This window comes from Pseudoalteromonas sp. C8 (assembly GCF_011378685.1).
GTDB classification, from domain to species: domain Bacteria; phylum Pseudomonadota; class Gammaproteobacteria; order Enterobacterales; family Alteromonadaceae; genus Pseudoalteromonas; species Pseudoalteromonas arctica.
The window spans coordinates 20,237-43,244 of record NZ_WTKT01000011.1 but is presented as its reverse complement, the minus strand read 5'-3'; the positions used below and the strand labels follow the sequence as shown (position 1 = coordinate 43,244).

The window sequence follows — 23,008 nt, the reverse complement described above, 5'->3', positions numbered from 1 at the left end:
ATAGCCTACAGCTCTTGTTTCCAAACACAAAAAAGCCGCTGTATTTTTCAATACAGCGGCTTTTAAAATCATTATTCTAAATTAATAGATTATGACTTAGGTCCACGACCTGCACGTTTACGTTCGTTTTCTGTAAGGTAACGCTTACGAATACGAATGTTTAGTGGAGTTACTTCAACTAGCTCGTCATCATCGATGAACTCAAGCGCTTGCTCAAGTGAGTAGTTAAGGTGTGGAGAAAGCGTTTGCGCTTCATCAGTACCAGATGCACGTACGTTAGTTAACTGCTTGCCTTTAAGGGCGTTAACTGTAAGGTCGTTATCACGGTTATGAATACCGATAACCATACCTTCGTATACTTCAACACCGTGACCGATGAATAAACGGCCGCGTTCTTGTAAGTTGAATAATGCGTTAGTAAGTGCTTTACCAGTTGCATTTGCAATCATTACGCCGTTCTTACGAACACCGATGTCGCCACCTTTGTGAGGACCGTAATGATCGAACGTATGGTACATAAGACCAGAACCCGAAGTAAGCGTCATGAAATCAGTTTGGAAACCAATTAAACCACGGCTAGGGATCATGAAATCTAAACGCATACGGCCTTTGCCATCTGGAGTCATGTTAGTAAGCTCACCTTTACGTAGGCCAACTTGTTCCATAACAGAACCCTGATGCTCGTCTTGACAGTCAATAGTAACTGTTTCAAACGGTTCTTCTAGAACGCCATCTACAGTACGTAAGATAACTTCTGGACGAGAAACTGAAAGCTCGTAACCTTCACGACGCATGTTCTCGATTAAGATACCTAGGTGTAATTCACCACGACCAGAAACACGGAAGCTATCTGGGCTACCAGTATCTTCAACGCGAAGTGCTACGTTGTGTACTAATTCTTTGTCTAAACGTTCACGGATATTACGTGACGTTACAAACTTACCTTCTTTACCACAGAAAGGTGAGTTATTTACAGAGAATGTCATTGTTACAGTTGGCTCATCAACACTTAGTGGTGGTAATGCTTCAACGTTTCCTGGGAAACAAACTGTATCAGAAATCTTAAGCTCACCAATACCTGTTACAGTTACGATGTTACCAGCGTAAGCTCTATCAGTTTCGATACGTTCAAGACCTAAGTAGCTTTGTACTGCGCCAATTTTACCATTACGTGTAGTGCCATCTGCACTGATAATAGTAACTTGTTGGTTAGGAGCAACAGAACCACGTTTAATACGACCAATACCAACTACACCAACATAAGAGTTGTAATCTAGTTGAGAAATTTGCATTTGGAAGTCACCTTCAGGATCTGCATCCGGTGGTGATACTTCGTCAACGATCATCTTGAACATAGGTTCCATGTTGTCTGATGGCTCGTCTAAATCTAGTGTTGCCCAGCCGTTGATAGCTGAAGCGTAGATTACTTTAAAGTCTAACTGTTCGTCAGTTGCGCCAAGGTTGTCGAATAAATCAAAGATTTGATCCATAACCCAATCAGGACGTGAACCTGGCTTATCAATTTTATTGATAACTACGATTGGCTTTAAGCCTTGCGCGAATGCCTTTTGCGTAACGAAACGCGTTTGTGGCATTGGACCTTCTTGAGCATCAACAAGTAATAATACTGAGTCAGCCATCGAAAGTACGCGTTCAACTTCACCACCGAAATCGGCGTGTCCCGGAGTATCTACGATATTGATATGGTAGTCGTTCCAAGAGATGGCTGTGTTTTTAGCCAAAATGGTAATACCACGTTCTTTCTCAATGTCGTTTGAGTCCATCACGCGCTCTTCGTTACCGCCGCGTGTTTCTAATGTACCTGATTGCTCAAGTAGTTTGTCAACCAGAGTTGTTTTACCGTGGTCAACGTGCGCGATAATCGCTATATTTCTTAACTTTTCGATGCTCATATATTTACTCAGAGAAATTAAATTCTCAATGATCCTGCAAGATCTACGCACTCATCCACGCTTTCGCGAGATGTCCCAGCATAGGATTTAAAAGGGCGCATATTATCCCTCATTAATGACATGGATGAAAGTTTATCCAATACATATTTTAAAACTTTCTCAATACTTTTACTAAGTATCTGTTTTATATATGACAATTATATGAATTAAATTTCAATATTTTTTTGAAAAACAGTCTTTTTGGCTATTTTTCCGATCTTTTTGTTACTCTTTTACATTTAGGTTATGCTAATTTCAGCTGATTAAATTAACAACAAATTACGCTCTGTAAATTTTGCACTAAAATGGAATATTTACGCACCAATATGGTGCGTAAATATATTCCATTTTGATGCAATGATATTTTTTTAATTTATAAACAGCCAGTTACAATAATGGCACAAAATCAGCTTAGTAAATACCAAAGCAATTATGCAGCAATAACAAAACCCAATAGTTGGAGGACACATGTCACAATCGGTTTTAGATTTTATTAAAGAAAATGACGTCAAGTTCATTGATTTACGCTTTACTGACACTAAGGGTAAAGAGCAACATGTATCGATTCCTCATCACCAAGTTGATGAAGATTTTTTCGAAGACGGTAAAATGTTCGACGGTTCTTCAATTGCAGGCTGGAAAGGCATAAACGAATCAGACATGGTATTAATGCCAGTTCCTGAGTCAATCAAACTAGACCCTTTCACTGAAGAAGCGACATTAATTTTACGTTGTGACGTAGTAGAGCCTTCTACACTACAAGGCTATGAGCGCGACCCGCGTTCTGTTGCTAAGCGTGCTGAAGATTACATGCGTTCTACAGGCATTGCAGACACTGTTTTATTTGGCCCTGAGCCAGAATTTTTCGTATTTGACGATGTTAAATACAAATCAGATATGTCTGGTTCTATGTACAAAATTGATTCTAAGCAAGCTGCTTGGAACTCAGATAAAGAATATGCAGATGGCAACACTGGTCACCGTCCAGGTGTTAAAGGCGGTTACTTCCCAGTTGCTCCAGTTGATGACTTCCAAGATTGGCGTTCAGCTACGTGTCTAGTTCTAGAAGAAATGGGCCAAGTAGTAGAAGCACATCACCACGAAGTAGCAACAGCAGGTCAAAACGAAATCGCTACTCGCTTTAATACAATGGTATTAAAAGCGGATGAAATTCAAGAAATGAAATATGTTATCCATAACATGGCTCACTTATACGGTAAAACAGCAACGTTTATGCCTAAGCCAGTTGTTGGTGATAACGGTTCTGGTATGCATTGTCACCAGTCTTTAGCTAAAGACGGTGTTAACCTTTTTGCTGGCGATAAGTACGGCGGTCTTTCTGAAGATGCACTTTACTACATTGGCGGCATCATCAAGCATGCTAAAGCAATTAACGCTTTCGCAAATGCGTCTACTAACTCGTACAAACGTTTAGTACCAGGTTTTGAAGCACCAGTTATGCTTGCATACTCTGCACGTAACCGTTCTGCATCAATCCGTATCCCAGTGGTTCCATCTGAAAAAGGTCGTCGTATTGAAGTACGCTTCCCAGATCCAACTGCTAACCCATACCTTGCTTTCTCAGCAATGCTTATGGCTGGCCTTGATGGTATCAAAAACAAGATCCACCCTGGCGATGCTATGGATAAAGATTTATACGACTTACCAGCTGAAGAAGCAGCAGAAATTCCAACTGTTGCAGCATCACTTGACGAAGCACTATCTGCACTTAGCGCAGACCGTGAATTCTTAACTCAAGGTGGCGTATTCACTGATGACTTAATCGATGCTTACATCGAACTTAAGTCTAAAGAAGTTGAAAAGCTTAACATGACAACTCACCCAGTTGAGTTTGAAATGTACTACAGCTGTTAATTAAGCTGTAAAAATATGTGTGTTCTCAAGCCCGCTTTGCGGGCTTTTTTAATGGTAAAATTAGTCAATCTCCACTAAAGTTAAGTTACCGATAAAAATGCAGGGCTGCAGAGTGAATAACAAGATTTTATTACTATTAATTACTTTAGGATTAAGTAATTATGGTTATGCCGGTGAAACAAAAATATACGCTTGGAAAGATAAAAATGGCGTATTAGTGTTCTCAGACACCCCTCATAAAGGGGCTCAAGAAGTAAAGCTCACCAGCCAAGATCTTAATATGCCTGCAACAAATACTGACATTTTCGACGAGCAACCTCAGCCTCAACAAGCGGCCTTTAGTATTGCTATTTCCTCACCTGATCATAACCAGACTATTCGTGAAAATACCGGCACTGTTTATGTAACTAGCCGAATAAAACCACGCTTTGAAACTGGTTTTACTATACAACTTTTTATTGATGGTAAAGCACACGGCCCAGCCAGTGACAGCTCAACCTTTGCAATTAGAGATGTAGAACGTGGTCAGCACACACTACAATTAAAGCTTTTTAATAGTAAAAACCAAGTTATTGCTACAAGCGAACCCTGCATATTTTTTATGCACCGAAAAGGGCTAAACCTAGGTAACTAAATTGGGGTATTACTAAACGTGCAGCAGTGTATTTAACCATATAACTTGCTTGCAAACATCCACGCACTAAAATGGTGCAGCTATGATTAATAATAAAAACTTTAGCCCTGAGCTACTCGATGCCATTTGGCAAAATCAAACAACCGCTATCATGTTACTTGATAAAAACTTTACCGTTGTATATGCCAATACTAGTACCAGCGAGCTGCTTGGCCTTGGTAATAAGCGCTTGTTAGAACAACCGTTTGATAGCCTTTTTAACTACCATTCAATCGATTTACAGCGTATAGAACAATACTCATTAGTTGAAGGCGTAGATTGCCAGCAGCACAGAGCTGACGTGGTTTTTAGCGATTCTCGCCATGCAAAAGTAGCCGTAAGTACACGACAAATTAAGTTTAATGGCTCGCTTTATATTTTATTTGAGTGGCGCCAAACCGATGACGAAATTAAGCACGACCAAGCGTCTAATCAAATGCATCAATATCAAGCTGCCCGAAACCTAATTAGAGGCTTAGCTCACGAAATTAAAAATCCTTTAGGTGGAATTCGCGGAGCGGCGCAGTTATTGCAGTATGAGGTTGATCAACAAGAAAGAGATCAATGTGCTGAGCTCATCATTGAGCAAGCCGACCGATTACGCGAACTAGTAGATAGGCTTTTGGGACCCAATCAACTTCCGCAAAAATCGTATGGCAATATACATCAATCACTTGAATCAGTTGCAAGGCTAAGTACGTTAGATAATTGTTCTAACATTAGCTTAGTTAAAGATTACGACCCAAGTATTCCTGATGTATACATTGATCAAGGCAAAATTCAGCAAGTGGTATTAAACATTGTTCGAAATGCCCAACAGGCGCTTGTAGATGGCGGTGAAATAACAATAAAAACCCGCATTAATCATCAGCATCGTCGCCCAGGTAAAGCACCTAAAAAAGCCTTGTTGATCCAAATATCTGATAACGGACCAGGTATTGATCCCAGTGTACGCGAAACACTGTTCTACCCTATGATCACCAATAAAGAAGGTGGCTCTGGGTTAGGACTCTCAATAGCGCAAACACTGATAGATCAACATGATGGCTATATAGAATGTGATAGCTGGCCTGGACATACTGAATTTAATATCTATCTGCCCTTTGCAGATTAATGTTTGGAGTTTGCATGAAAACAGTTTGGCTTGTAGATGATGATGCTTCTATTCGATTTGTACTTGAAAAAGCACTAACCCGTGCAGGGTTTAACACAGAGAGCTTTGCTAATGCGCAAGATGTACTAAGCGCCCTAAAGTTTAGCCAACCTACTGTTTTAGTTTCTGACGTACGAATGCCTGGTATGGATGGTATGGCGTTGCTTGAACTTATTGCAGAGCAAAACCCTGGGCTGCCGGTAATTATAATGACTGCGCACTCAGATTTAGACTCAGCTGTAAATGCATTCCAAAAAGGTGCTTTTGAATACCTCGCTAAGCCGTTTGATTTAAACGAAGCAGTGGCGCTAGTCGAAAGCGCATGCAGAGCAAACTCCACTAAAAAAACTAAGCGCAAGCAAGCTCCACCAAAAAGTGCCCACATAATTGGTGAAGCGCCCGCAATGCAAGAAGTGTTTAGAGCGATAGGTAAACTATCGGCTTCTAGCATGAGCGTATTAATAAATGGTGAATCTGGAACAGGTAAAGAACTTGTCGCCAGTGCTTTGCACAATCATAGCCCACGTAAAGAAAACCAATTTATTGCACTTAACATGGCAGCCATTCCAAAAGAGCTTGTTGAGTCAGAGTTATTTGGCCACGAAAAAGGCGCATTTACGGGCGCCGACAGCGTGCGTAAAGGCCGTTTTGAGCAAGCCAATGGCGGCACACTATTTTTAGATGAAATTGGTGATATGCCACTTGATGTACAAACACGTTTATTACGCGTTCTTGCCGATGGTGAGTTTTATCGCGTTGGTGGCCATCAAAGTATAAAAGTGGACGTACGCATTATTGCAGCTACGCACCAAAACCTTGAAGATTTAGTTAAACAGGGCAAATTTAGGGATGATTTATTTCATCGTCTTAATGTTGTGCGCCTACGTTTACCCGCTCTTCGAGAACGCACTGAAGATATAGAAAGCTTATCGCAACATTTTTTACATAAAAGCGCTAAAAAGCTACAAGTAGAAAGCAAAGTGCTGAGCCCTAAGGCAACAGAGCAATTACGTTTATTTAATTGGCCTGGCAATGTACGCCAATTAGAAAACACGTGTCGCTGGCTGACAGTTATGGCACCGGGTGAGCTTGTAAGCGAGCAAGACTTACCGCCGGAGATTCTGGATGCTTCACCAACCCAAGAAGAAGGTGATTGGTTAGATGCGTTTCAACAATGGCTTAATCAAGAGCTAAAAAAAGGCAAAGAAAATATTTGGCCTGACATTCAAGCCCAGCTAGAAACTCGCTTAATTAAAACCGCACTGGCTAATTGTTCTGGTCATAAGCAAGATGCTGCTATAAAAATTGGTTGGGGACGCAACACGTTGACCCGAAAATTAAAAGAGCGCAATATTAGCTGATTAAACGCTTTTAACACATTTGGTTATTGATGAAGCTAATCGAACATATTCCATTATTCAAACAAATGGAAATTATAAACAGGCTGCACTTTTTTAAAGAATTTACGCTCAGCGAGCGCCAAGTCTTATTAGAGTCGTTCGGCCTGTTGTATTTAGTAAGCCAGCATCAATTTTTATTTAAGCAATACGATAACGACAAACGTTTGTACATTGTACTTAGCGGCGCGTTATTAGTATTTAAACATAATCATTTGCTAGAACTAGGTACTATTGAGCCCGGTGAATTTATAGGTGAAGGCGCTTTTATAAATAACCGAGAACGCAGCACCAGTGCTCGCGCTAAAACCGACAGTATAGTCCTCGCTATTACCCCTGAAGCACTCACCCGCTTACCTAATGTTATCCGCGAAAAAATTAAAGACCGAATTATAGAAGGTATGAGTCTGCGCATTGCCAAACTAAGCGAGCATATAGAAACTCACGGTTAGTTCAGTCCATATAAATAATTTGTAGTGAGCAATCAAGCCAGCTGGGGTTATTAACGTGAGCTGTAAACCTGTAAGTATCAGATGGTTTGGCGCCAAAGGGCGTATTTATAAGTGGTTGTGAGTGACTGTATGTTTGCGAATAATTTTTGTAATAAATGACAACGTAACCGTATAAAAACTCCCAACCTAACCTTACAACAGCGCCACTGGGTAAGGTAAAGTCAGCATATTTATCTGTAAATGTGACGAGTAAATCATTGTACTTGTCTTCGCTGCATTGAGTTGTTCGTAACTTTTTAGGCATAACAAAGGTTGTACCCGCCACTGCATTTTTTAGATAAAAGCCTATATTGCCATCACCATAAAAATGATTTGAACGCGTTGTATAGTTAACTTGTGGCTCGTAACCTAGCCCCTGCATAATAGTAGCTAACTGCTCAGTTTCTTTTGGGTAAATTTTGTCACTTGATAAGAGTAATGTAGCCTCACCAAACTCTGATGGGATTGCCAGCGGTACATATTCATAAGGGAGCGATTGTGCTTTTAGCGCAGCATCGAGCTGATTGCTCTGTTCATCTTGCAAGTTTTCACTAAATACATACACGGTAGGTTGTTGGCACGCAGCTAATGGTAATGCCAACACACACATTAAAATTCCATTTTTCATAGTTACCTCTTTTGATTACGCTTGTAGTCTATTAAAGGTAACTATTTATAGCAATTTAATTTGTTTGGCTATCTAACCAAGCATCAACACTTTTTCGAGTATATAAAACTTCTTTAAATAAACGATGTCGTTCAAACTCGAGTTTTGTTTTTCTCGTGGCATCACCACTAACTAAACGGCTATGGGTATCATTGAACTTTGAAATTACAGAAAAACCGCGTTCATCTTGATCAGCTTGCTTTTTTACAGAATTAGCAAGGTGCTCTCTAACATCGTCAGCAGTTAACATACCTGAATTGTCTAATCCCATTAGCTCTTTTTTCATTGCCAATCTTACGCCCATTTCCTACTCCATTTAATGAAAACTATTTAATCCGCCAAAGTTTTAGCAATTAGCAGGCCATACGTAAAATTAACTGCTGCAAAGGTTACTCTTCAATTGCTTCAGTTTTTTTAAAGACAGATAAAATACATAAAAAATTTCATAGCTATTTAAGTATTACAATTAGCGAAAGTCACTTGCTTTGGTGCAAAAGTAGCTGCAAGCCTTTATACTACAGCTTGTGCGTTACCCCACCGAGAGCAAATATGAACGAAGAATACATAGAAATAGAATTAGAAGAAGAGCCAATTGAGCTTTGTAAATTATTAAAAGTACTAAACTTAGTTGAAGGTGGCGGCCAAGCTAAAAACCTAATTACCGAAGGCTATGTGGGTGTTAACCATGAAATTTGTACAATAAAGCGGAAAAAATTATACAGTGGCGATGTATTAGAATTTGATGGCGAATTTTTTAAACTTGCGCTAAGTGAAGACGCAACCCCTGCAGAAAAACCTGCGGTACAAACTCAAGCAGAGTCAAAGCAAGCTGCACCACAACCAACAAATCAGCCAGCTAAAAGTAAGCGTAAGCGAACTAAAAAACCAAAAGTAGATGATAAAACAGGTCGTCGACCTATTTCGTTTGGTTAAGCATTTAAAAGCCCTCTTTTTATATAAAAAGGTCAACTTGTATAGTTGGCCTTTTTACTCTTTAATAACCTAATTAATAATAAAAACAAGGTTATAAAATGTCTGTTAAAACACCTAAAAATTGGTTTAAGCCCGCTGTATGGGCGGCACTCGTATGGAACTTACTTGGCGTTATTGCATTTGCTATGCACATGATGATGACACCCGAAGTGATAGGTAAACTTCCGCTAGATCAACAAGCTGCCTACTCTAACGTTCCTATTTGGTCAACCATTGCATTTGCTATAGCTGTATTTGGAAGCACTTTTGGTTGTCTGTTTTTACTTGCTAAAAACGCGCTGGCAACACCTACTTTTGCGCTATCGCTCGGCGCTATTTTAATTCAGCAATATTATAATTTTGTGGTCATAAACAGTATTGAGCTACTTGGTGCAAGTGCTGTATTTATGCCTATATTTGTAATCATTATTGCCATCGCTTTACTTTGTTTGAGTATTAAAGGTAAGCAACAAGGTTGGTTACAGTAATTAATAAGGGTCGAAATAACTATTGACCCTACCTCTTTCAAATCATCTCTTGAAATTAAACTTTTCAGCATCATCTCTACTATATTAACTGTATAAAATTCGTTCTCTAAACACGATTTTTTACACTGGTATGTACTTTGCAACTCGAACACTACAGAGGTCACTCTTCAAAATATTTTTCTAATTCATAAAGGGGCAAATAATGAATAATAGTTTCGATACCCAACATCAGCTCACAATAAATGGTGAGCAATATCATATTCATTCTCTAAAAGGACTTGGCGACAAAGCGAAACGATTGCCCTTTTCCTTAAAAGTATTACTTGAAAACCTTCTTCGTAACGAAGATGGCGCAAATATAAAAGAACAAGATATTCAAGCTCTCCTTAATTGGGATCCTCAAGCAAAACCTGCATCTGAAGTTGCCTTTACCCCCGCTCGCGTAGTTATGCAAGACTTTACCGGCGTACCCGCTATTGTTGATTTAGCCGCGATGCGTGACGCAATGGAAAAACTAGGTGGAGATCCCGCAAAAATAAACCCGTTATCGCCTGCTGAACTTGTTATTGACCATTCGGTACAAGTAGATGGTTACGGCAATGATGGTGCTTTTGATTTAAATGCAAAACTAGAATACGACCGAAATAAAGAACGTTACGAATTTTTACGCTGGGGACAAACCGCTTTTGATAATTTAAAAGTAGTGCCACCAGCAACCGGTATTGTTCACCAAGTGAATTTAGAATACTTAGCACGCGTTGTTTTTAATGAAGACCGCGATGGCAAAAAGTTCGCTTATCCAGATACACTCGTAGGTACCGACTCTCACACCACCATGATAAATGGCTTAGGTGTACTTGGTTGGGGTGTAGGCGGCATTGAAGCTGAAGCAGCCATGCTTGGTCAGCCAATTAGCTTACTCATTCCACAAGTAGTCGGTATGAAGCTAAGCGGCCGCTTACCTGAAGGTACTACCGCTACAGATTTAGTGTTAACGGTAACCGAAATACTGCGTAACCATGGTGTAGTGGGTAAATTTGTAGAGTTTTATGGTGATGGCCTTGCCGACTTACCACTTGCCGATAGAGCAACCATAGCGAATATGGCACCAGAATACGGCGCTACGTGTGGTATTTTCCCAATTGATGATGAAACCATTAACTACCTTCGCTTAACAAACCGCGACGAAAGTCACCTAAAGGTAATTGAGGATTACGCAAAACACCAAGGTTTATGGCGTAACGATGGTGATGAAGCTAGCTATACCGATACACTCGAGCTTAAACTAGGTGATGTTGTACCAAGCCTTGCAGGCCCTAAACGACCACAGGATAGAATTTCCCTAGACAAGGCTGGTGAAGTGATTAGCCAGCATTTAAAAAACTTTCAAGATGAACGTATGGCTCGTCGTGATAATAGCGACGAAGAACAAGCTCGTATCGAAGGCGAAGGTCCAACAACAAATCCAGATGAACCAGTTAACGAAGCGCAGTTTATGGGCGCCGCCAAGGTTAAATTTAAAGGGCAAGAGTTTGAGTTAAACGATGGCGCTTGTGTTATTGCCGCAATTACCAGCTGTACTAATACTTCTAACCCAAGTGTTATTCTAGCTGCTGGTTTGGTTGCCAAAAAAGCAAAACAGTTAGGCATTAATGTAAAACCTTGGGTTAAAACATCACTTGCACCAGGCTCTAAAGTAGTTACCGACTACCTAGAAAAAGCAGGCCTGATGGATGACCTAGAAAGCCTAGGCTTTAACTTAGTTGGCTACGGCTGTACTACGTGTATTGGTAACTCAGGGCCGCTTGCAACTGAAATATCAGACGCAATTCAAAAACATAAATTGGTAGTGAGCTCTATTTTATCGGGTAACCGTAACTTTGAAGGGCGTATTCACCAAGATGTCAAAATGAACTTTTTAGCATCCCCTCCGCTTGTTGTGGCTTATGCCATTGCAGGTAGAACCGATATTGACGTATACAACGAACCCCTTGCTCAAGATGCTAACGGTAACGATATTTACCTTAAAAACATTTGGCCAAGCGTTAAAGAAGTAAGTGACCTAGTTAAAGAAACAGTAACTAAAGAAATGTTCGAAAAAAGCTACGCTAACGTTTACGAAGGCGATAGCCGTTGGCAGCAAATTAAAATACCAGATGGCAAACTTTACGATTGGGATGACGCATCTACCTACATTAAAAAAGCACCATTTTTTGATGGTATGAAAGTAGAACCACCAGGTATTCCTACTATTGAGGGTGCACGTTGTTTAGCTAAACTTGGGGATTCAGTAACCACTGACCATATTTCTCCAGCAGGAGCTATTAAAGCCGATTCGCCAGCAGGTTTGTACTTGCAAGAAAAAGGTGTAGAAAAATCGCAGTTTAACTCGTATGGCTCACGCCGTGGCAACCACGAAGTGATGATGCGTGGCACGTTTGCCAATGTTCGCCTTAAAAACTTACTTGCCCCAGGTACTGAAGGCGGCGTAACACGTACTCAGCCTGGCGATACGCTAGAAAGCATTTATGATGCTGCTATGGAGTATCAAAAAAATAATACACCACTTATTATTTTAGCGGGTAAAGAGTACGGTACAGGTTCATCTCGTGACTGGGCGGCTAAAGGCTCACTGTTACTTGGTGTAAAAGCCGTTGTAGCACAAAGCTATGAGCGTATTCACCGCTCTAACTTAATTGGCATGGGTGTATTACCGCTGCAATTTAAAGAAGGTGAAAGCTACGAGTCGCACGGGTTAACTGGGCAAGAACAATTTGATATTGATGGCTTGTTCGACAAAACAGATGAAGTCACTGTTATTGCAACCAATGCCGAAGGTAAAAAAGTAACCTTGAGTGCTGATGTACGTATTGATACCCCTAAAGAGTGGGATTACTACAAACACGGCGGTATTTTACAATATGTACTGCGTAATATGCTCGATTAATACGCGCTGTAATTAATACATTTAAAAGCCCAGTTTAGTAATAAGCTGGGCTTTTTTATGTGTGCTGTTTGTTGTCTTAAATCAATGCTAAGCATTTAAAGCGTGCCTACACTATAGCGACTATTAGTGAGGTAACTATGTCGCAAACAATGATAATTAGGCTGCTTAAAACATCAATAGTGCTTGGGTTGTGCCTCATTGTGACTGGCCACACTTTAATTGTGTCGAGTTACTTCACTGTTAATCATGGTATTAAAGGAATAATTATAGCCGCGGCATGCATTGCTGTAGGTGTACTGCTGTCGCTTCCCACTAAAATATATTTAACCGTATTATTGATGGAAGCCGAAAAACGTTATTTAAAAAACCATAAAAGCACGCACTCTAAATAATTAGAGTGCACTTAAATTATTAATTTCTTTATTACGTTTTTCTAGTTTGTCTTTTACATTTTCGGCATCATTAAATAGCTTTTTAACAGAGTCTGGGTTCAAAATACTGATCCCCTCTGGTGCAGCCGACATTGTATTTGTACTTGGAGAGGTATTTAAAATAGACGTGTCTTCTGCAGCAATAACAGTAATATCTTTAGGATCGAGTTTTACTTCAATACTTTTTACATGCGGGTTAGGTGTATCAGAAAAGTGCCATTGGCCTGTTTCGTCTTGCCACTTAAAAATTTTGCTGCTTGAGGTAGTACTTTCAGGCATTGGTTCATCAGAAATACTGCTCGCAATTTTATCGCCTGCTTGCTTAACGCCCTGCACTGCTTGGTCCAAAGTATTGCTTGAAAGAGCAACCATTTTTTCTTTAATTTGCTTAGATTCACTGCTAATTGATGATGCAGAAAGCCATGTTTGACCGTCAGGCTTTTTTAAATAAAACAAAGAGATAACTGCAATAGCCATGATTGATATAGCTAAGTAGGTAAAATATTTCATAGCGTTCCTGCTTTAATTAATCCTTTATTGCCTTGAGTCTAATAAAAAATACTTAATTAGGCAATTTTTTGTACCCTAATAAAAAATAAAAACGCAGCCGAAGCTGCGTTTTTATTTGCAATTTAACTACACCGTAGTCGCGTTAAATACCGTCACCATCCATGTGTAGTCCGCATTCTCGGTTTAAACCAAAAAAGCGAGTTTCTTCCTCTGTCATTCCTGGTTCTAACTTACGTGTTGTATGTACGTCTCCCATAGACACATAACCTTGCTCCCATAATGGGTGGTAAGGTAAATCGTGCTTGGTAAGATACTGATACACGTCGCGGTTAGACCATTCAATAATCGGGTACACTTTAACGGTACCACGGCTAATTTCTACAAACTGTTTATCAGCACGTGTAGATGATTGATCGCGACGCAAACCACTAAACCACGTGCCCGCTTCTATTTCTTTTAACGCACGGGTCATCGGCTCTACTTTATTAAGCTGATTATATTGCTTAATGCCGTCTTCGCCTTTCTCCCATAGTTTACCAAATTTAGCCTCTTGCCATGCTGGGCTAAGCGGCGCTCTATACACCTTTAAGTTAAGTGATAAACGCTCACTCATTTGCTCAATAAACTGATACGTTTCAGGAAATAAATAGCCTGTATCGGTTAATACAACGGGAATATCTGGACGTTGTGAGGTCATTAAATGCAGCATTACTGCCGCTTGAATACCAAAGCTAGATGATAAAAAAGCCGTATTAGGCAAGTTATCAAGCGCCCATGCAACACGCTGTTCTGCGCTCATATTCGCTAGTAAACCATTAGCATCAGCTAACATAGCCGTTTGGCTTTGTTTATCTAGCTGTAAAATGTTTTTAAATTCACTCATGGTAAATTCCAAACCTCACCAGCGCCAAAGCGCTGGTATTTAATTAAGCGTGAAAATCGGTTACTGATACTTTTACTTCAGCAACAATGCCTTTGCGTATAACAAAGTCACCAAAACACTCACCGTCATTGCGCTCACTTGCCCATTGGCCAATGAGCTTATCGAATGCGTCTAGGTAAACGTCTTCGCCTACGTTCTCAAGGTACAATTTAGGAATACGTGTACCTTCTAAATTACCACCTAAGTAAACGTTGTATTTACCTGGGCCTTTACCCACTAAACCAGCTTCTGCAAGCATTGCGCGGCCACAGCCGTTAGGGCAACCTACAACGCGCATAATAATGCTGTCATCGGGTATACCGTGCTTAGCAAGTAATGCTTCAGTTTTTTCTACTAGGCTTGGTAAGTAACGCTCTGCTTCGGCCATTGCAAGTGGGCACGTTGGCAGTGAAACACACGCCATAGAATTTTTACGCTGCTGCGAATCTGTGTCGTCAATCAGGCCATGGCTACGTGCAATCTCTTCAATCACGGCTTTTTGATCTGCAGGTACGCCAGCAATAATTAAGTTTTGGTTTGCCGTCATACGCATGTCACCTTGGTGAACTTCTGCAATTTTACGACAACCTGTTTTAAGCGGCTTGCCTGGATAGTCTAAAATACGACCACTTTGAATAAATAGCGTTAAGTGGTGCTTACCATCAATGCCTTCAACCCAACCAATGCGGTCGCCACGATGAGTAAACTCAAACGGACGGCTTGGTGCAAACGTAACGCCTGAGCGCTTTTCAACTTCTGCTTTAAATACATCAACACCTACACGGTCTAATGTGTATTTAGTTTTTGCATTTTTACGGTTTGAACGATTACCCCAATCGCGCTGCACAGATACAACATGCTCTGCAATTTTTAAAGTATCTTCTAGCGTAATAAAGCCAAAGTCATCGGCTTTGCGCGGATAAGTTGCTGTATCGCCATGCGTCATGGCAAGGCCACCGCCCACTAATACGTTAAAACCAACTAGCTTGCCGTTATCAGCAATTGCCACAAAGTTTAAATCGTTAGCGTGCACATCAACTTCGTTGTTAGGTGGGATAGTTACCGTTGTTTTAAACTTACGCGGTAAGTAGTTAGATCCTAAAATTGGCTCTTCTGTGGTTTCTGCTTTTTCGCCATTTAGCCAAATTTCAGCATACGCTTTCGTTTTTGGTAATAAATGTTCAGAAATTTTTGCAGCCCAGTCGTAAGCTTCTTGGTGTAACTCAGACTCAACGGGGTTAGTAGTACAAAGCACGTTACGGTTAACGTCACCCGCGGTAGCAATAGAGTCTATACCTACGCTATCAAGCATTTGGTGCATGCCTTTAATATTAGGCTTTAATACACCATGAAACTGAAACGTTTGACGCGTTGTTAAACGAATGCTGCCGTAGCTTGTTTTGTCATCTGCAAACTTGTCGATTGCTAACCACTGCTCTGGCTTAATAATACCGCCAGGCATACGTGCACGTAACATCACATTATGTAGCGGCTCTAGCTTTTGCTTAGCGCGCTCTCCACGTATATCGCGGTCATCTTGTTGATACATGCCATGAAAACGAATTAGCTGAAAGTTATCGGCTGTAAAGCCACCGGTAATTTCGTCTGTTAAATCTTTTTCTATGGTGCCACGTAAAAAGTTACTTTCTCTTTTCAAACGTTCGTTATCAGAAAGTTTTACGTTTTTATCTTGTTCGCTCATTTTAAATCCTAAATTTGTTACAGTGACGGCTGCTAGCTGCTAAATAAAATAAGAAACGTGGTTAATACACGTCTTTCTGATAGCGGTTTGCGCTACGCAAATCTTTTAAATATTGCTCTGCGTCTTCATTGCTCTTGCCTGTGTTTTCTTTAACAATATCAAGCAAGGCGTTGTGTACATCTTTTGCCATGCGATTTGCATCGCCACAAATATAAAAGTGAGCGCCAGCTTCTAACCATTCAAACACGTCTTTACTGTTACTGCGTAACTTATCTTGCACATATACTTTTTCTGCTTGATCGCGGCTGAATGCAACATCTACTTTGTTAAGTAAACCCGATTTTAAATAACCCTGTATTTCTACTTGGTATAAAAAGTCTTGAGTGAAATGTGGGTTACCAAAAAACAACCAGTTTTTGCCTTGCGCTTCACGCGAATCACGTTCTTGTAAAAATGCACGGAACGGCGCAATACCCGTACCAGGACCAACCATAATTACAGGTGTGTCGTCGTTAGTGGGTAGGCGGAAATTGTCGTTGTGTTCGCTAAATACTTTAACTTTACAACCTTCTTCTGCACGACGAGTTAAGTAACCAGTACAGCCACCTAAATGCTCGCTATCAAATGCATCAAATTGCACTAGGCCTAGTGTTAAATGCACTTCGTCTTCAACCTCAGCTTGGCTAGATGCAATTGAGTACAAACGAGCTTGTAGTTTACGTAGGCAATCTACTAATGTTTGCGCATCAATTTTTGCAGGGTTTTGGCGAATTACATCAAATATTTGGCGAGGTTCAATATACGCACGCATTGCGGCTTTATCTTCTACAAGCTTTAATAATTCAGGCGTACCAGTTGCTATTGCGTATTTTTCTACAAAACCTGGGTATGACTGAGTCAGCTCTAGTTTTTCAATAAGTGCGCCGCGTACGCTTAGCTCTTCATCACCTACTTTTACAATGCTTGTTGCATCTATTTGAGTAAGTGTAAGTACTTCATCAACTAATACATCATCATTTAAAAAGTACACACCTAATGAATCACCAGGTGTGTAAGTAATGTCTGAACCTTCAAGCGAAATTTCAACGTGGCGTACATCTTTAGTTGAGTCGCGACCGGTAATTTTTTGAACTGTTAATAGCTCTGCTTCAAATGGATTTTGCTTTGTGTATTGGCTTGAAGCGGTCGTTGGTGCGCCAAATGGCATTGATACAACTTGACCACCAGCGGCTTCTTGCTGCGCTTTTAAATCAGGTTCGAATGCATCAACTGCACCGGCAATCCATGTTGCAGCTTCATCTTCGTAATCTACATCTAAATCAGCACGTTGATATATGGTTTGCGCACCGAGTTTATTTAAACGCTCTTCAAAATCTTTTGCTGTTTGGCAGAAAAACTCATAGCTAGAATCACCTAAGCCAATAACCGCTATTTTTACATCGTCTAGTTTTGGCGCTTTTTTAGTGGCTAAAAATTCGTGAAGTGTTTCTGCGTCTTCAGGTGGCTCACCTTCGCCGTAAGTAGATACAACGATAGTTAAAAACTTTTCTTTTTTCAGGGCTGTTGGTTTGTAATCTGACATGCTAACAAGCTTAACTGCTAAGCCTCGCGACTCAGCCTGCTCTTTCATTTTGGTAGCTACACCTTTTGCGTTACCTGTTTGCGAACCATATAAAATAGTTAGCGCTGCTGCATCACCCGCAGCCGGTACGCCTGCCGTAGGAGCACCTAACGCAGCCGAATTAGCATTTGCAGCTAAGTAACCACTTACCCACGCTTGTTGAATTGGATTAAGTTCAGCCACTAAACCTTGCAGCTTTTGTACTTGATCTTGCGATAGCGGGCTTGCCGCAGCATTTAGTTGACCTAACAACATGAATCGATTCCCCATAACCCTGAAAATTAAACACAACACACTTTGTGTATTGTTAAAAATGAGTTTTACCTCATCCAGAGCGTATCTGTTGAGGTTTTCTAAGTATGTAGGATAACGGGCTCTGCATAGATAAAAAAAGAATAGAATCTGCTTTGATATTCCATTTAGTTATTAATTTATAAAAATACCTTCAAAAACAGATTAAAGGACGATTATTGCCTTTTATAGCACTTTAAATTAACAATTTTGTAACCTAACTAATGTAGGGTATATTCCTCATTCAAAATAAAAATAGGAACAACTATGTTACACGGGAAATATAAAAATAAACTACTTAGTACCGCATTGTTACTTGGCTCATTACCTGTAATGGCCAATGTAGCTAATGGCGGATTTGAACAATGGACTGGCAATACACCTAGTTCTTGGAGCACTATTGATAGCGGAATCAGCTTAACGCGCTCAACCAGTACAGTTAAAAGCGGTAGTAGCTCTGCTGCTGTCAATGTAACAACAGGGTCGCAAAGTAACACTGATTTACTACAACAAGTTGCTGTAGAAGCGGGTAAAACCTATAACTTTTCGGCTGATGTTTACCACACCGAAGGTAAAATTAAAGCTCGCTTGTATGTAGATGGTTATCAAGGCTATTCAAATCAAGCACAAACTAACCAATGGCAAACAGTTAGCCATAGCTATACAGCAAATAGTGATAAAACAATTAGCGTAGGGCTTAGGTTTTATGATGTAAGTGGATTTGATGGCAGCGAAACCGTATACGTAGATAACTTTTTACCAAATGCTGATGGCAGCGCATCAACAAGTTGTACCGACAATAGCCTTACACTAACGCTTAATACCGATAATTACGGTAGCGAAACTAGCTGGGCCGTTAATAACAATCAAGGTAGTGCTGTTGCTAACGGCAGTGGTTACGCATCAAACACTCAGTATGATGAGCAAATATGCCTAACTGATGGAACTTACACACTTGTTATTAACGACAGCTACGGCGATGGCATGTGTTGTTCAACAGGTAATGGCAGTTATGCACTTAAGCAAGGCTCTACCACATTTGCTAGCGGTGCAAGTTTTAATAATACAGACAGCACAGCATTTACTTTAGGTAGTGGCTCTGGTGATGGCGGCGGGACCAACCCAGCACCCACTGGCTACTATGTTACTGCTCAAGGGCTATCGGGTTATGCACTAAAAACTGAGCTTTATAATATTATTAAAGATCATAATGCACAGGGTTACTCGGCTATTTGGAATTTTTACGACTCATCAGCACGTGATCAATACTTTGAAAACGATAACAGCATATTAGATATGTATAGCGAAAAACCAAACGGTTCAGATAGCTACAATTATACTGCTGTGAGCGATCAATGTGGTAACTATAGTGGAGAAGGCGGCTGTTACAACCGTGAGCATTCATTCCCTAAAAGCTGGTTTGGCGGCACTATTGAGCCAATGAACTCAGATGTGCATCATATTTACGCAACCGACGGTTATGTAAACTCAAAACGTAGTAATTTCCCATTTGGTGAAGTAGCAAGCGCTTCATTTACATCAACCAACGGAAGTAAATTAGGTTCTGCCGCAAGTTCATTAAATTACTCAGGTACTGTATTTGAGCCAATTGACGAATTTAAAGGTGACTTTGCTCGCGCTTATTTTTACATGGCAACGCGCTACGAAAATATAATAGGCGCTTGGCAAACAAAAACGTCCTCAAGTAATGCTGTACTTAATGGTTCAAGCAATCAAGTGTTTGAAAGCTGGGTTGTAGCCATGCTGCTTAACTGGCATAACAGCGATCCTGTAAGCCAAATGGAACTTGACCGCAACCAAGCAGCGTTTGAATTTCAAGGCAATCGTAACCCGTATATCGACCACCCTGAATTTGTAGAAATGATTTGGTAAAAGTTAGCAGTTAAAACAAAAGCCTTTGCAAATGCAAAGGCTTTACCTTTTAGCGTGTAATATTTTTATAAACACAATGCTTTAAGCTAATTATAAGAAACAGCTGCGATAAGTGATTTTTCAGCTCTGTTTTTCATCAACGTTAAAAGTGAATGATGAAAATCTTGAAATATCACCTCACCCCATATTCGCGAATAAACACCAAAATTTGTATTATCTTGCACGGTCGTTTTTAACGTTAAAATCGTATTGCCGCTTTTATCTTCACTTAACTCATATCCACCGTAAAGAGGTGAAAAGTATTCACCGCCTAGTTTTACGTGTTTATCGAGTGCGTCATCGGGGATAGCATCAGGGTCTATATCAAATCTATAATGCATCTGTTTATTTGGTTGCCAGTCGGTTATTACTTCTTTAAACACAACGCCTTTTTGCCAAGTACTTGTGCGAACAGCGCCTATACCGCTAGCATTCATACTTGCCTTTAATGGCTTTGGTACACCAATTAATTGAGTGAGTGAAAAAGGCACTTCCTGTGGTTTTATGTCACTCACATTAGCTAACTGCTGCCACACAACATTGATGGGCGCGTTAATAGCTATTGAATTTGTTACTTCGTATGTTTTTGATAAATGTAAAAAGTTAACTTCAATAGGTGAGAGCAATATAGGTAACAACGCGATTGATAATAAAGAACTATTCGCTTTTTTTATTTTACGTTTTCTAACAAAGCCCGCAAGTAACCCACCAATGCTGGCAAAAAACATAAAAGCAGGCAAAGCCATTGCCACACAAATGCTCCCTTCAAGCAAAGTAATTATACTTACAAATAAAAAAACAAAAATAGGCTGCCAAGCAATCGTGATCATTTGCCTTTTAGTTAATGTTTTTGATTCGTTGTACTCAAAGTGAATACGAATATAGCCAATAGCAACAGGCACTAAAAACATAAATGATATAGAGACTAAGCTACCTAAATTGTAAGCATTGACTAGCTCTACAAACAGCCGCATAAATATGCCGTAAAGCGTACCAAGTAAAATACCAATTGATTTAGGGGAGTTGAGTTGCATCTCTATTCTTTATTGCTGTTATTAACAATCCGAAAGTAACAGAAGTATTATTTCACCACAAATAAAACGAAATTAACGGCTGCTACCAATAAGCTTTTCAAACAAAGCGACTTTTACAACCACTAAGACTAAAGGATAATAACCTGCCATTAACACTATTTCCCGCTATAAACAGTGATCAAATTCTTTAAAAATAAAAACAAGCCATTGATTTATAGTAATTTTAAATCATTTTGTGTAGTTTTATAATTTTTAACGTAAAGCTGATTGTCAGATTAACTGTATTAAAAACAACCATGCACGACCTTTTGCCTATACATCCCAGCCTAAGAGCTGATTTACCCTGCATGTTCAATATTCATTTGCTTTAACAAAAGCCGTATTTATTTGATTAAGCAACAATGTTGCAGGAGAGCGCATGCAAACTACACCACCCGGTGATGCACCATCAAACACGCACAAGGATGCTCAAAGCTACGAGCAACTTCACAAGCCGAGTTCAGAGTTTAATACTCGCGACGAGTATCTTGAACACGAATTACAAATTATGCAGCCTAAACGCTGGCGTCCTAATTTACCGTTTAGAGATTACCGGTTTGAATTTGAAGACACCATTCCAGCAATGGCGGGCACTATTGGTAAAGTCGTTATGGTGGGGGCTATTGCAGCAACATTTGCGGCGCCTCTTGGTTTAAGCGATGCATTTGTTTTAGAAAATGTACGTTACGAATTACTCATTGTTTCTATTTTTATCATCTTATTCTCAGGCTTTATTTTACCAACAGCCAACTTGGCTGGTACTCACGGCCCGCTTATTCCGTTAATTCCTATTGTTGTTGCTGCTGGCGGTCACCCTATGGCGTTTGGCTTACTCATTGGTGCCTTTGGTTTTATTTTAGCCATAACCAAGGGAGGAAGTATGCTCGCGCGCCTAACCAGTAAAGGTGTATGTGGCGGGCTACTTATTTATTTAGGCTTTATTGGTACTATTTCGCAAGTTAAAAAGCTGTTTGCTTGGGCTGAAGCCATTGATATGGCACACATTGCGTTTATTGTTATTTTAGCCACCATTTTATTGTATGCGCTATTAGAGCACTTTAAAAAGCGTTGGTTAGCCGTGCCGTTAAGTTGCCTTATTGGTGGCGTGGTTGCCTTTGCCTTAGGCGCACCGTTTGAGTTTCATACTGCACCGGGTTTACCAAATATGAACCCAGCTTACTGGTGGGGCGAAAACACGGGTTGGATGCTAGGTTTACCAACGCTTGAAAGCTTTGTTGTTGTACTCCCATTTGCAGTGCTCGCCGTTGCTATGTGGTCTCCTGATTTTTTAGGCCATCAAGTATTTCAAAAAATAAGTTATCCGCAACGCACTGAAAAAGTACAAATGAATATCGACGACACCATGCTAAGTGCATCGGTTAGACAAACATTCGGCTCACTTGCCGGTGGTGCTAACTTTGCCTCCTCTTGGGGTACTTATATTGTGCCTGCCGCTATTGCTAAACGCCCTATCCCTGCTGGCGCTATTTTAACTGCATTATTTTGTATTATTGCTGGTTTATGGGGTTACCCTATGGATTTAGCAATTTGGCAGCCTGTATTGTGTGTAGCGCTTATTGTTGGTGTGTTTATCCCGCTACTTGAAGCTGGCATGGAAATGACGCGCGAAGGTAAAACGACGCAATCAGCCGCTATTGTGGTGTTTGCTTCGACCTTGGTTAATCCTGCTTTTGGTTGGTCACTTACTATGTTACTTGATAACTTAGGGCTGATTGGCTGTAAAGAGCGCAGCGCTGAGCTAACTAAAATGAGCCGCTGGGTGATTCCACTTATCATGTTTGTGCTACTTACCACTGTAATGGCAATTGTAGGCATGTTACCCGGTATACCTGCGTTAATGGCTGACTTTAGGCATTAACCTTTAGCTATTACATCTCATATTTACCCACA

Annotated in this window: 19 protein-coding genes; 11 read left to right on the top strand and 8 right to left on the bottom strand. The window is 40.3% G+C overall.

Annotation, left to right across the window (positions count from 1 at the left end):
- Nucleotides 1–89 precede the first annotated feature (89 nt).
- The gene (typA, locus tag GQR39_RS12060) at nucleotides 90–1,913 is read right to left on the bottom strand and encodes a translational GTPase TypA (RefSeq protein ID WP_010554793.1); all 1,824 of its coding nucleotides are present in this window, start codon (nucleotides 1,911–1,913) and stop codon (nucleotides 90–92) included.
- Nucleotides 1,914–2,420: 507 nt separating this feature from the next.
- On the opposite strand from typA, the gene glnA reads away from it, so the two are divergent.
- The 5 genes from glnA to GQR39_RS12035 all read left to right on the top strand — a co-directional run bounded on the left by glnA (nucleotide 2,421) and on the right by GQR39_RS12035 (nucleotide 7,502).
- Nucleotides 2,421–3,827 (top strand): glutamate--ammonia ligase, encoded by a 1,407-nt coding sequence (gene glnA / locus GQR39_RS12055; protein WP_010554792.1) that lies wholly within the window; start codon nucleotides 2,421–2,423, stop codon nucleotides 3,825–3,827.
- A 112-nt stretch (nucleotides 3,828–3,939) separates the two neighbouring features.
- Complete coding sequence (locus GQR39_RS12050; protein WP_024589531.1) at nucleotides 3,940–4,461, top strand: DUF4124 domain-containing protein; 522 nt, start codon at nucleotides 3,940–3,942, stop codon at nucleotides 4,459–4,461.
- 82 nt (nucleotides 4,462–4,543) lie between these two features.
- Nucleotides 4,544–5,614, top strand: a complete 1,071-nt coding sequence (gene glnL, locus GQR39_RS12045; RefSeq protein WP_007582173.1) for a nitrogen regulation protein NR(II) — start codon at nucleotides 4,544–4,546, stop codon at nucleotides 5,612–5,614.
- 14 nt (nucleotides 5,615–5,628) lie between these two features.
- Nucleotides 5,629–7,014 carry a nitrogen regulation protein NR(I) gene (ntrC, locus tag GQR39_RS12040; RefSeq protein WP_165735718.1) on the top strand — a complete coding sequence of 462 codons (1,386 nt, stop codon included), beginning with the start codon at nucleotides 5,629–5,631 and terminating at the stop codon, nucleotides 7,012–7,014.
- A 29-nt stretch (nucleotides 7,015–7,043) separates the two neighbouring features.
- Nucleotides 7,044–7,502, top strand: a complete 459-nt coding sequence (locus GQR39_RS12035) for a cyclic nucleotide-binding domain-containing protein (protein WP_010554789.1) — start codon at nucleotides 7,044–7,046, stop codon at nucleotides 7,500–7,502.
- Between the two features lies 1 nt (nucleotide 7,503).
- Here the strand turns inward: GQR39_RS12035 and GQR39_RS12030 are convergent, their stop codons facing one another.
- Both GQR39_RS12030 and GQR39_RS12025 read right to left on the bottom strand, forming a co-directional pair.
- Nucleotides 7,504–8,169 (bottom strand): hypothetical protein, encoded by a 666-nt coding sequence (locus GQR39_RS12030; RefSeq protein WP_024589530.1) that lies wholly within the window; start codon nucleotides 8,167–8,169, stop codon nucleotides 7,504–7,506.
- A gap of 55 nt (nucleotides 8,170–8,224) precedes the next feature.
- Complete coding sequence (locus tag GQR39_RS12025; protein ID WP_007582180.1) at nucleotides 8,225–8,512, bottom strand: hypothetical protein; 288 nt, start codon at nucleotides 8,510–8,512, stop codon at nucleotides 8,225–8,227.
- A gap of 245 nt (nucleotides 8,513–8,757) precedes the next feature.
- On the opposite strand from GQR39_RS12025, the gene GQR39_RS12020 reads away from it, so the two are divergent.
- From GQR39_RS12020 to GQR39_RS12005, 4 genes are all read left to right on the top strand, one after another.
- Nucleotides 8,758–9,141 (top strand): RNA-binding S4 domain-containing protein, encoded by a 384-nt coding sequence (locus tag GQR39_RS12020; protein ID WP_010554787.1) that lies wholly within the window; start codon nucleotides 8,758–8,760, stop codon nucleotides 9,139–9,141.
- Nucleotides 9,142–9,239: 98 nt separating this feature from the next.
- The gene (locus GQR39_RS12015) at nucleotides 9,240–9,668 is read left to right on the top strand and encodes a hypothetical protein (protein ID WP_165735717.1); all 429 of its coding nucleotides are present in this window, start codon (nucleotides 9,240–9,242) and stop codon (nucleotides 9,666–9,668) included.
- Nucleotides 9,669–9,870: 202 nt separating this feature from the next.
- A complete protein-coding gene (gene acnA, locus GQR39_RS12010; protein WP_165735716.1) occupies nucleotides 9,871–12,615 on the top strand; it encodes an aconitate hydratase AcnA in 2,745 nt (914 codons plus the stop codon).
- A gap of 137 nt (nucleotides 12,616–12,752) precedes the next feature.
- The gene (locus GQR39_RS12005; RefSeq protein ID WP_007582187.1) at nucleotides 12,753–13,007 is read left to right on the top strand and encodes a hypothetical protein; all 255 of its coding nucleotides are present in this window, start codon (nucleotides 12,753–12,755) and stop codon (nucleotides 13,005–13,007) included.
- Here the strand turns inward: GQR39_RS12005 and GQR39_RS12000 are convergent, their stop codons facing one another.
- From GQR39_RS12000 to GQR39_RS11985, 4 genes are all read right to left on the bottom strand, one after another.
- Complete coding sequence (locus GQR39_RS12000; RefSeq protein WP_165735715.1) at nucleotides 13,008–13,556, bottom strand: DUF4124 domain-containing protein; 549 nt, start codon at nucleotides 13,554–13,556, stop codon at nucleotides 13,008–13,010.
- A 142-nt stretch (nucleotides 13,557–13,698) separates the two neighbouring features.
- The gene (locus tag GQR39_RS11995) at nucleotides 13,699–14,439 is read right to left on the bottom strand and encodes a phosphoadenylyl-sulfate reductase (protein WP_007582191.1); all 741 of its coding nucleotides are present in this window, start codon (nucleotides 14,437–14,439) and stop codon (nucleotides 13,699–13,701) included.
- 43 nt (nucleotides 14,440–14,482) lie between these two features.
- Nucleotides 14,483–16,180, bottom strand: coding sequence for an assimilatory sulfite reductase (NADPH) hemoprotein subunit (gene cysI / locus GQR39_RS11990; protein WP_165735714.1), 1,698 nt, complete (start codon nucleotides 16,178–16,180; stop codon nucleotides 14,483–14,485).
- Nucleotides 16,181–16,241: 61 nt separating this feature from the next.
- Nucleotides 16,242–18,056, bottom strand: a complete 1,815-nt coding sequence (locus tag GQR39_RS11985; RefSeq protein ID WP_024589522.1) for an assimilatory sulfite reductase (NADPH) flavoprotein subunit — start codon at nucleotides 18,054–18,056, stop codon at nucleotides 16,242–16,244.
- A 303-nt stretch (nucleotides 18,057–18,359) separates the two neighbouring features.
- On the opposite strand from GQR39_RS11985, the gene GQR39_RS11980 reads away from it, so the two are divergent.
- A complete protein-coding gene (locus GQR39_RS11980; RefSeq protein ID WP_165735713.1) occupies nucleotides 18,360–19,985 on the top strand; it encodes an endonuclease in 1,626 nt (541 codons plus the stop codon).
- An 86-nt stretch (nucleotides 19,986–20,071) separates the two neighbouring features.
- Here the strand turns inward: GQR39_RS11980 and GQR39_RS11975 are convergent, their stop codons facing one another.
- A complete protein-coding gene (locus tag GQR39_RS11975) occupies nucleotides 20,072–21,058 on the bottom strand; it encodes a hypothetical protein (RefSeq protein WP_165735712.1) in 987 nt (328 codons plus the stop codon).
- Nucleotides 21,059–21,476: 418 nt separating this feature from the next.
- Here GQR39_RS11975 and GQR39_RS11970 point away from each other — a divergent pair, with 418 nt between their 5' ends.
- Nucleotides 21,477–22,976, top strand: coding sequence for a DUF3360 family protein (locus GQR39_RS11970; protein WP_007582201.1), 1,500 nt, complete (start codon nucleotides 21,477–21,479; stop codon nucleotides 22,974–22,976).
- The last annotated feature ends 32 nt before the right edge of the window (nucleotides 22,977–23,008 follow it).

Coding starts and splice junctions, on each gene's coding strand:
- ntrC (WP_165735718.1), top strand. CDS start 5,629: ATGAAAACAGTTTGGCTTGTAGATGATGATGCTTCTATTCGATTTGTA.
- GQR39_RS11985 (WP_024589522.1), bottom strand. CDS start 18,056: ATGTTGTTAGGTCAACTAAATGCTGCGGCAAGCCCGCTATCGCAAGAT.
- GQR39_RS12005 (WP_007582187.1), top strand. CDS start 12,753: ATGTCGCAAACAATGATAATTAGGCTGCTTAAAACATCAATAGTGCTT.
- acnA (WP_165735716.1), top strand. CDS start 9,871: ATGAATAATAGTTTCGATACCCAACATCAGCTCACAATAAATGGTGAG.
- GQR39_RS12030 (WP_024589530.1), bottom strand. CDS start 8,169: ATGAAAAATGGAATTTTAATGTGTGTGTTGGCATTACCATTAGCTGCG.
- GQR39_RS12015 (WP_165735717.1), top strand. CDS start 9,240: ATGTCTGTTAAAACACCTAAAAATTGGTTTAAGCCCGCTGTATGGGCG.
- glnL (WP_007582173.1), top strand. CDS start 4,544: ATGATTAATAATAAAAACTTTAGCCCTGAGCTACTCGATGCCATTTGG.
- typA (WP_010554793.1), bottom strand. CDS start 1,913: ATGAGCATCGAAAAGTTAAGAAATATAGCGATTATCGCGCACGTTGAC.
- cysI (WP_165735714.1), bottom strand. CDS start 16,180: ATGAGCGAACAAGATAAAAACGTAAAACTTTCTGATAACGAACGTTTG.
- GQR39_RS12020 (WP_010554787.1), top strand. CDS start 8,758: ATGAACGAAGAATACATAGAAATAGAATTAGAAGAAGAGCCAATTGAG.
- GQR39_RS11975 (WP_165735712.1), bottom strand. CDS start 21,058: ATGCAACTCAACTCCCCTAAATCAATTGGTATTTTACTTGGTACGCTT.
- GQR39_RS11995 (WP_007582191.1), bottom strand. CDS start 14,439: ATGAGTGAATTTAAAAACATTTTACAGCTAGATAAACAAAGCCAAACG.
- glnA (WP_010554792.1), top strand. CDS start 2,421: ATGTCACAATCGGTTTTAGATTTTATTAAAGAAAATGACGTCAAGTTC.
- GQR39_RS12025 (WP_007582180.1), bottom strand. CDS start 8,512: ATGGGCGTAAGATTGGCAATGAAAAAAGAGCTAATGGGATTAGACAAT.
- GQR39_RS12000 (WP_165735715.1), bottom strand. CDS start 13,556: ATGAAATATTTTACCTACTTAGCTATATCAATCATGGCTATTGCAGTT.
- GQR39_RS11980 (WP_165735713.1), top strand. CDS start 18,360: ATGTTACACGGGAAATATAAAAATAAACTACTTAGTACCGCATTGTTA.
- GQR39_RS11970 (WP_007582201.1), top strand. CDS start 21,477: ATGCAAACTACACCACCCGGTGATGCACCATCAAACACGCACAAGGAT.
- GQR39_RS12035 (WP_010554789.1), top strand. CDS start 7,044: ATGAAGCTAATCGAACATATTCCATTATTCAAACAAATGGAAATTATA.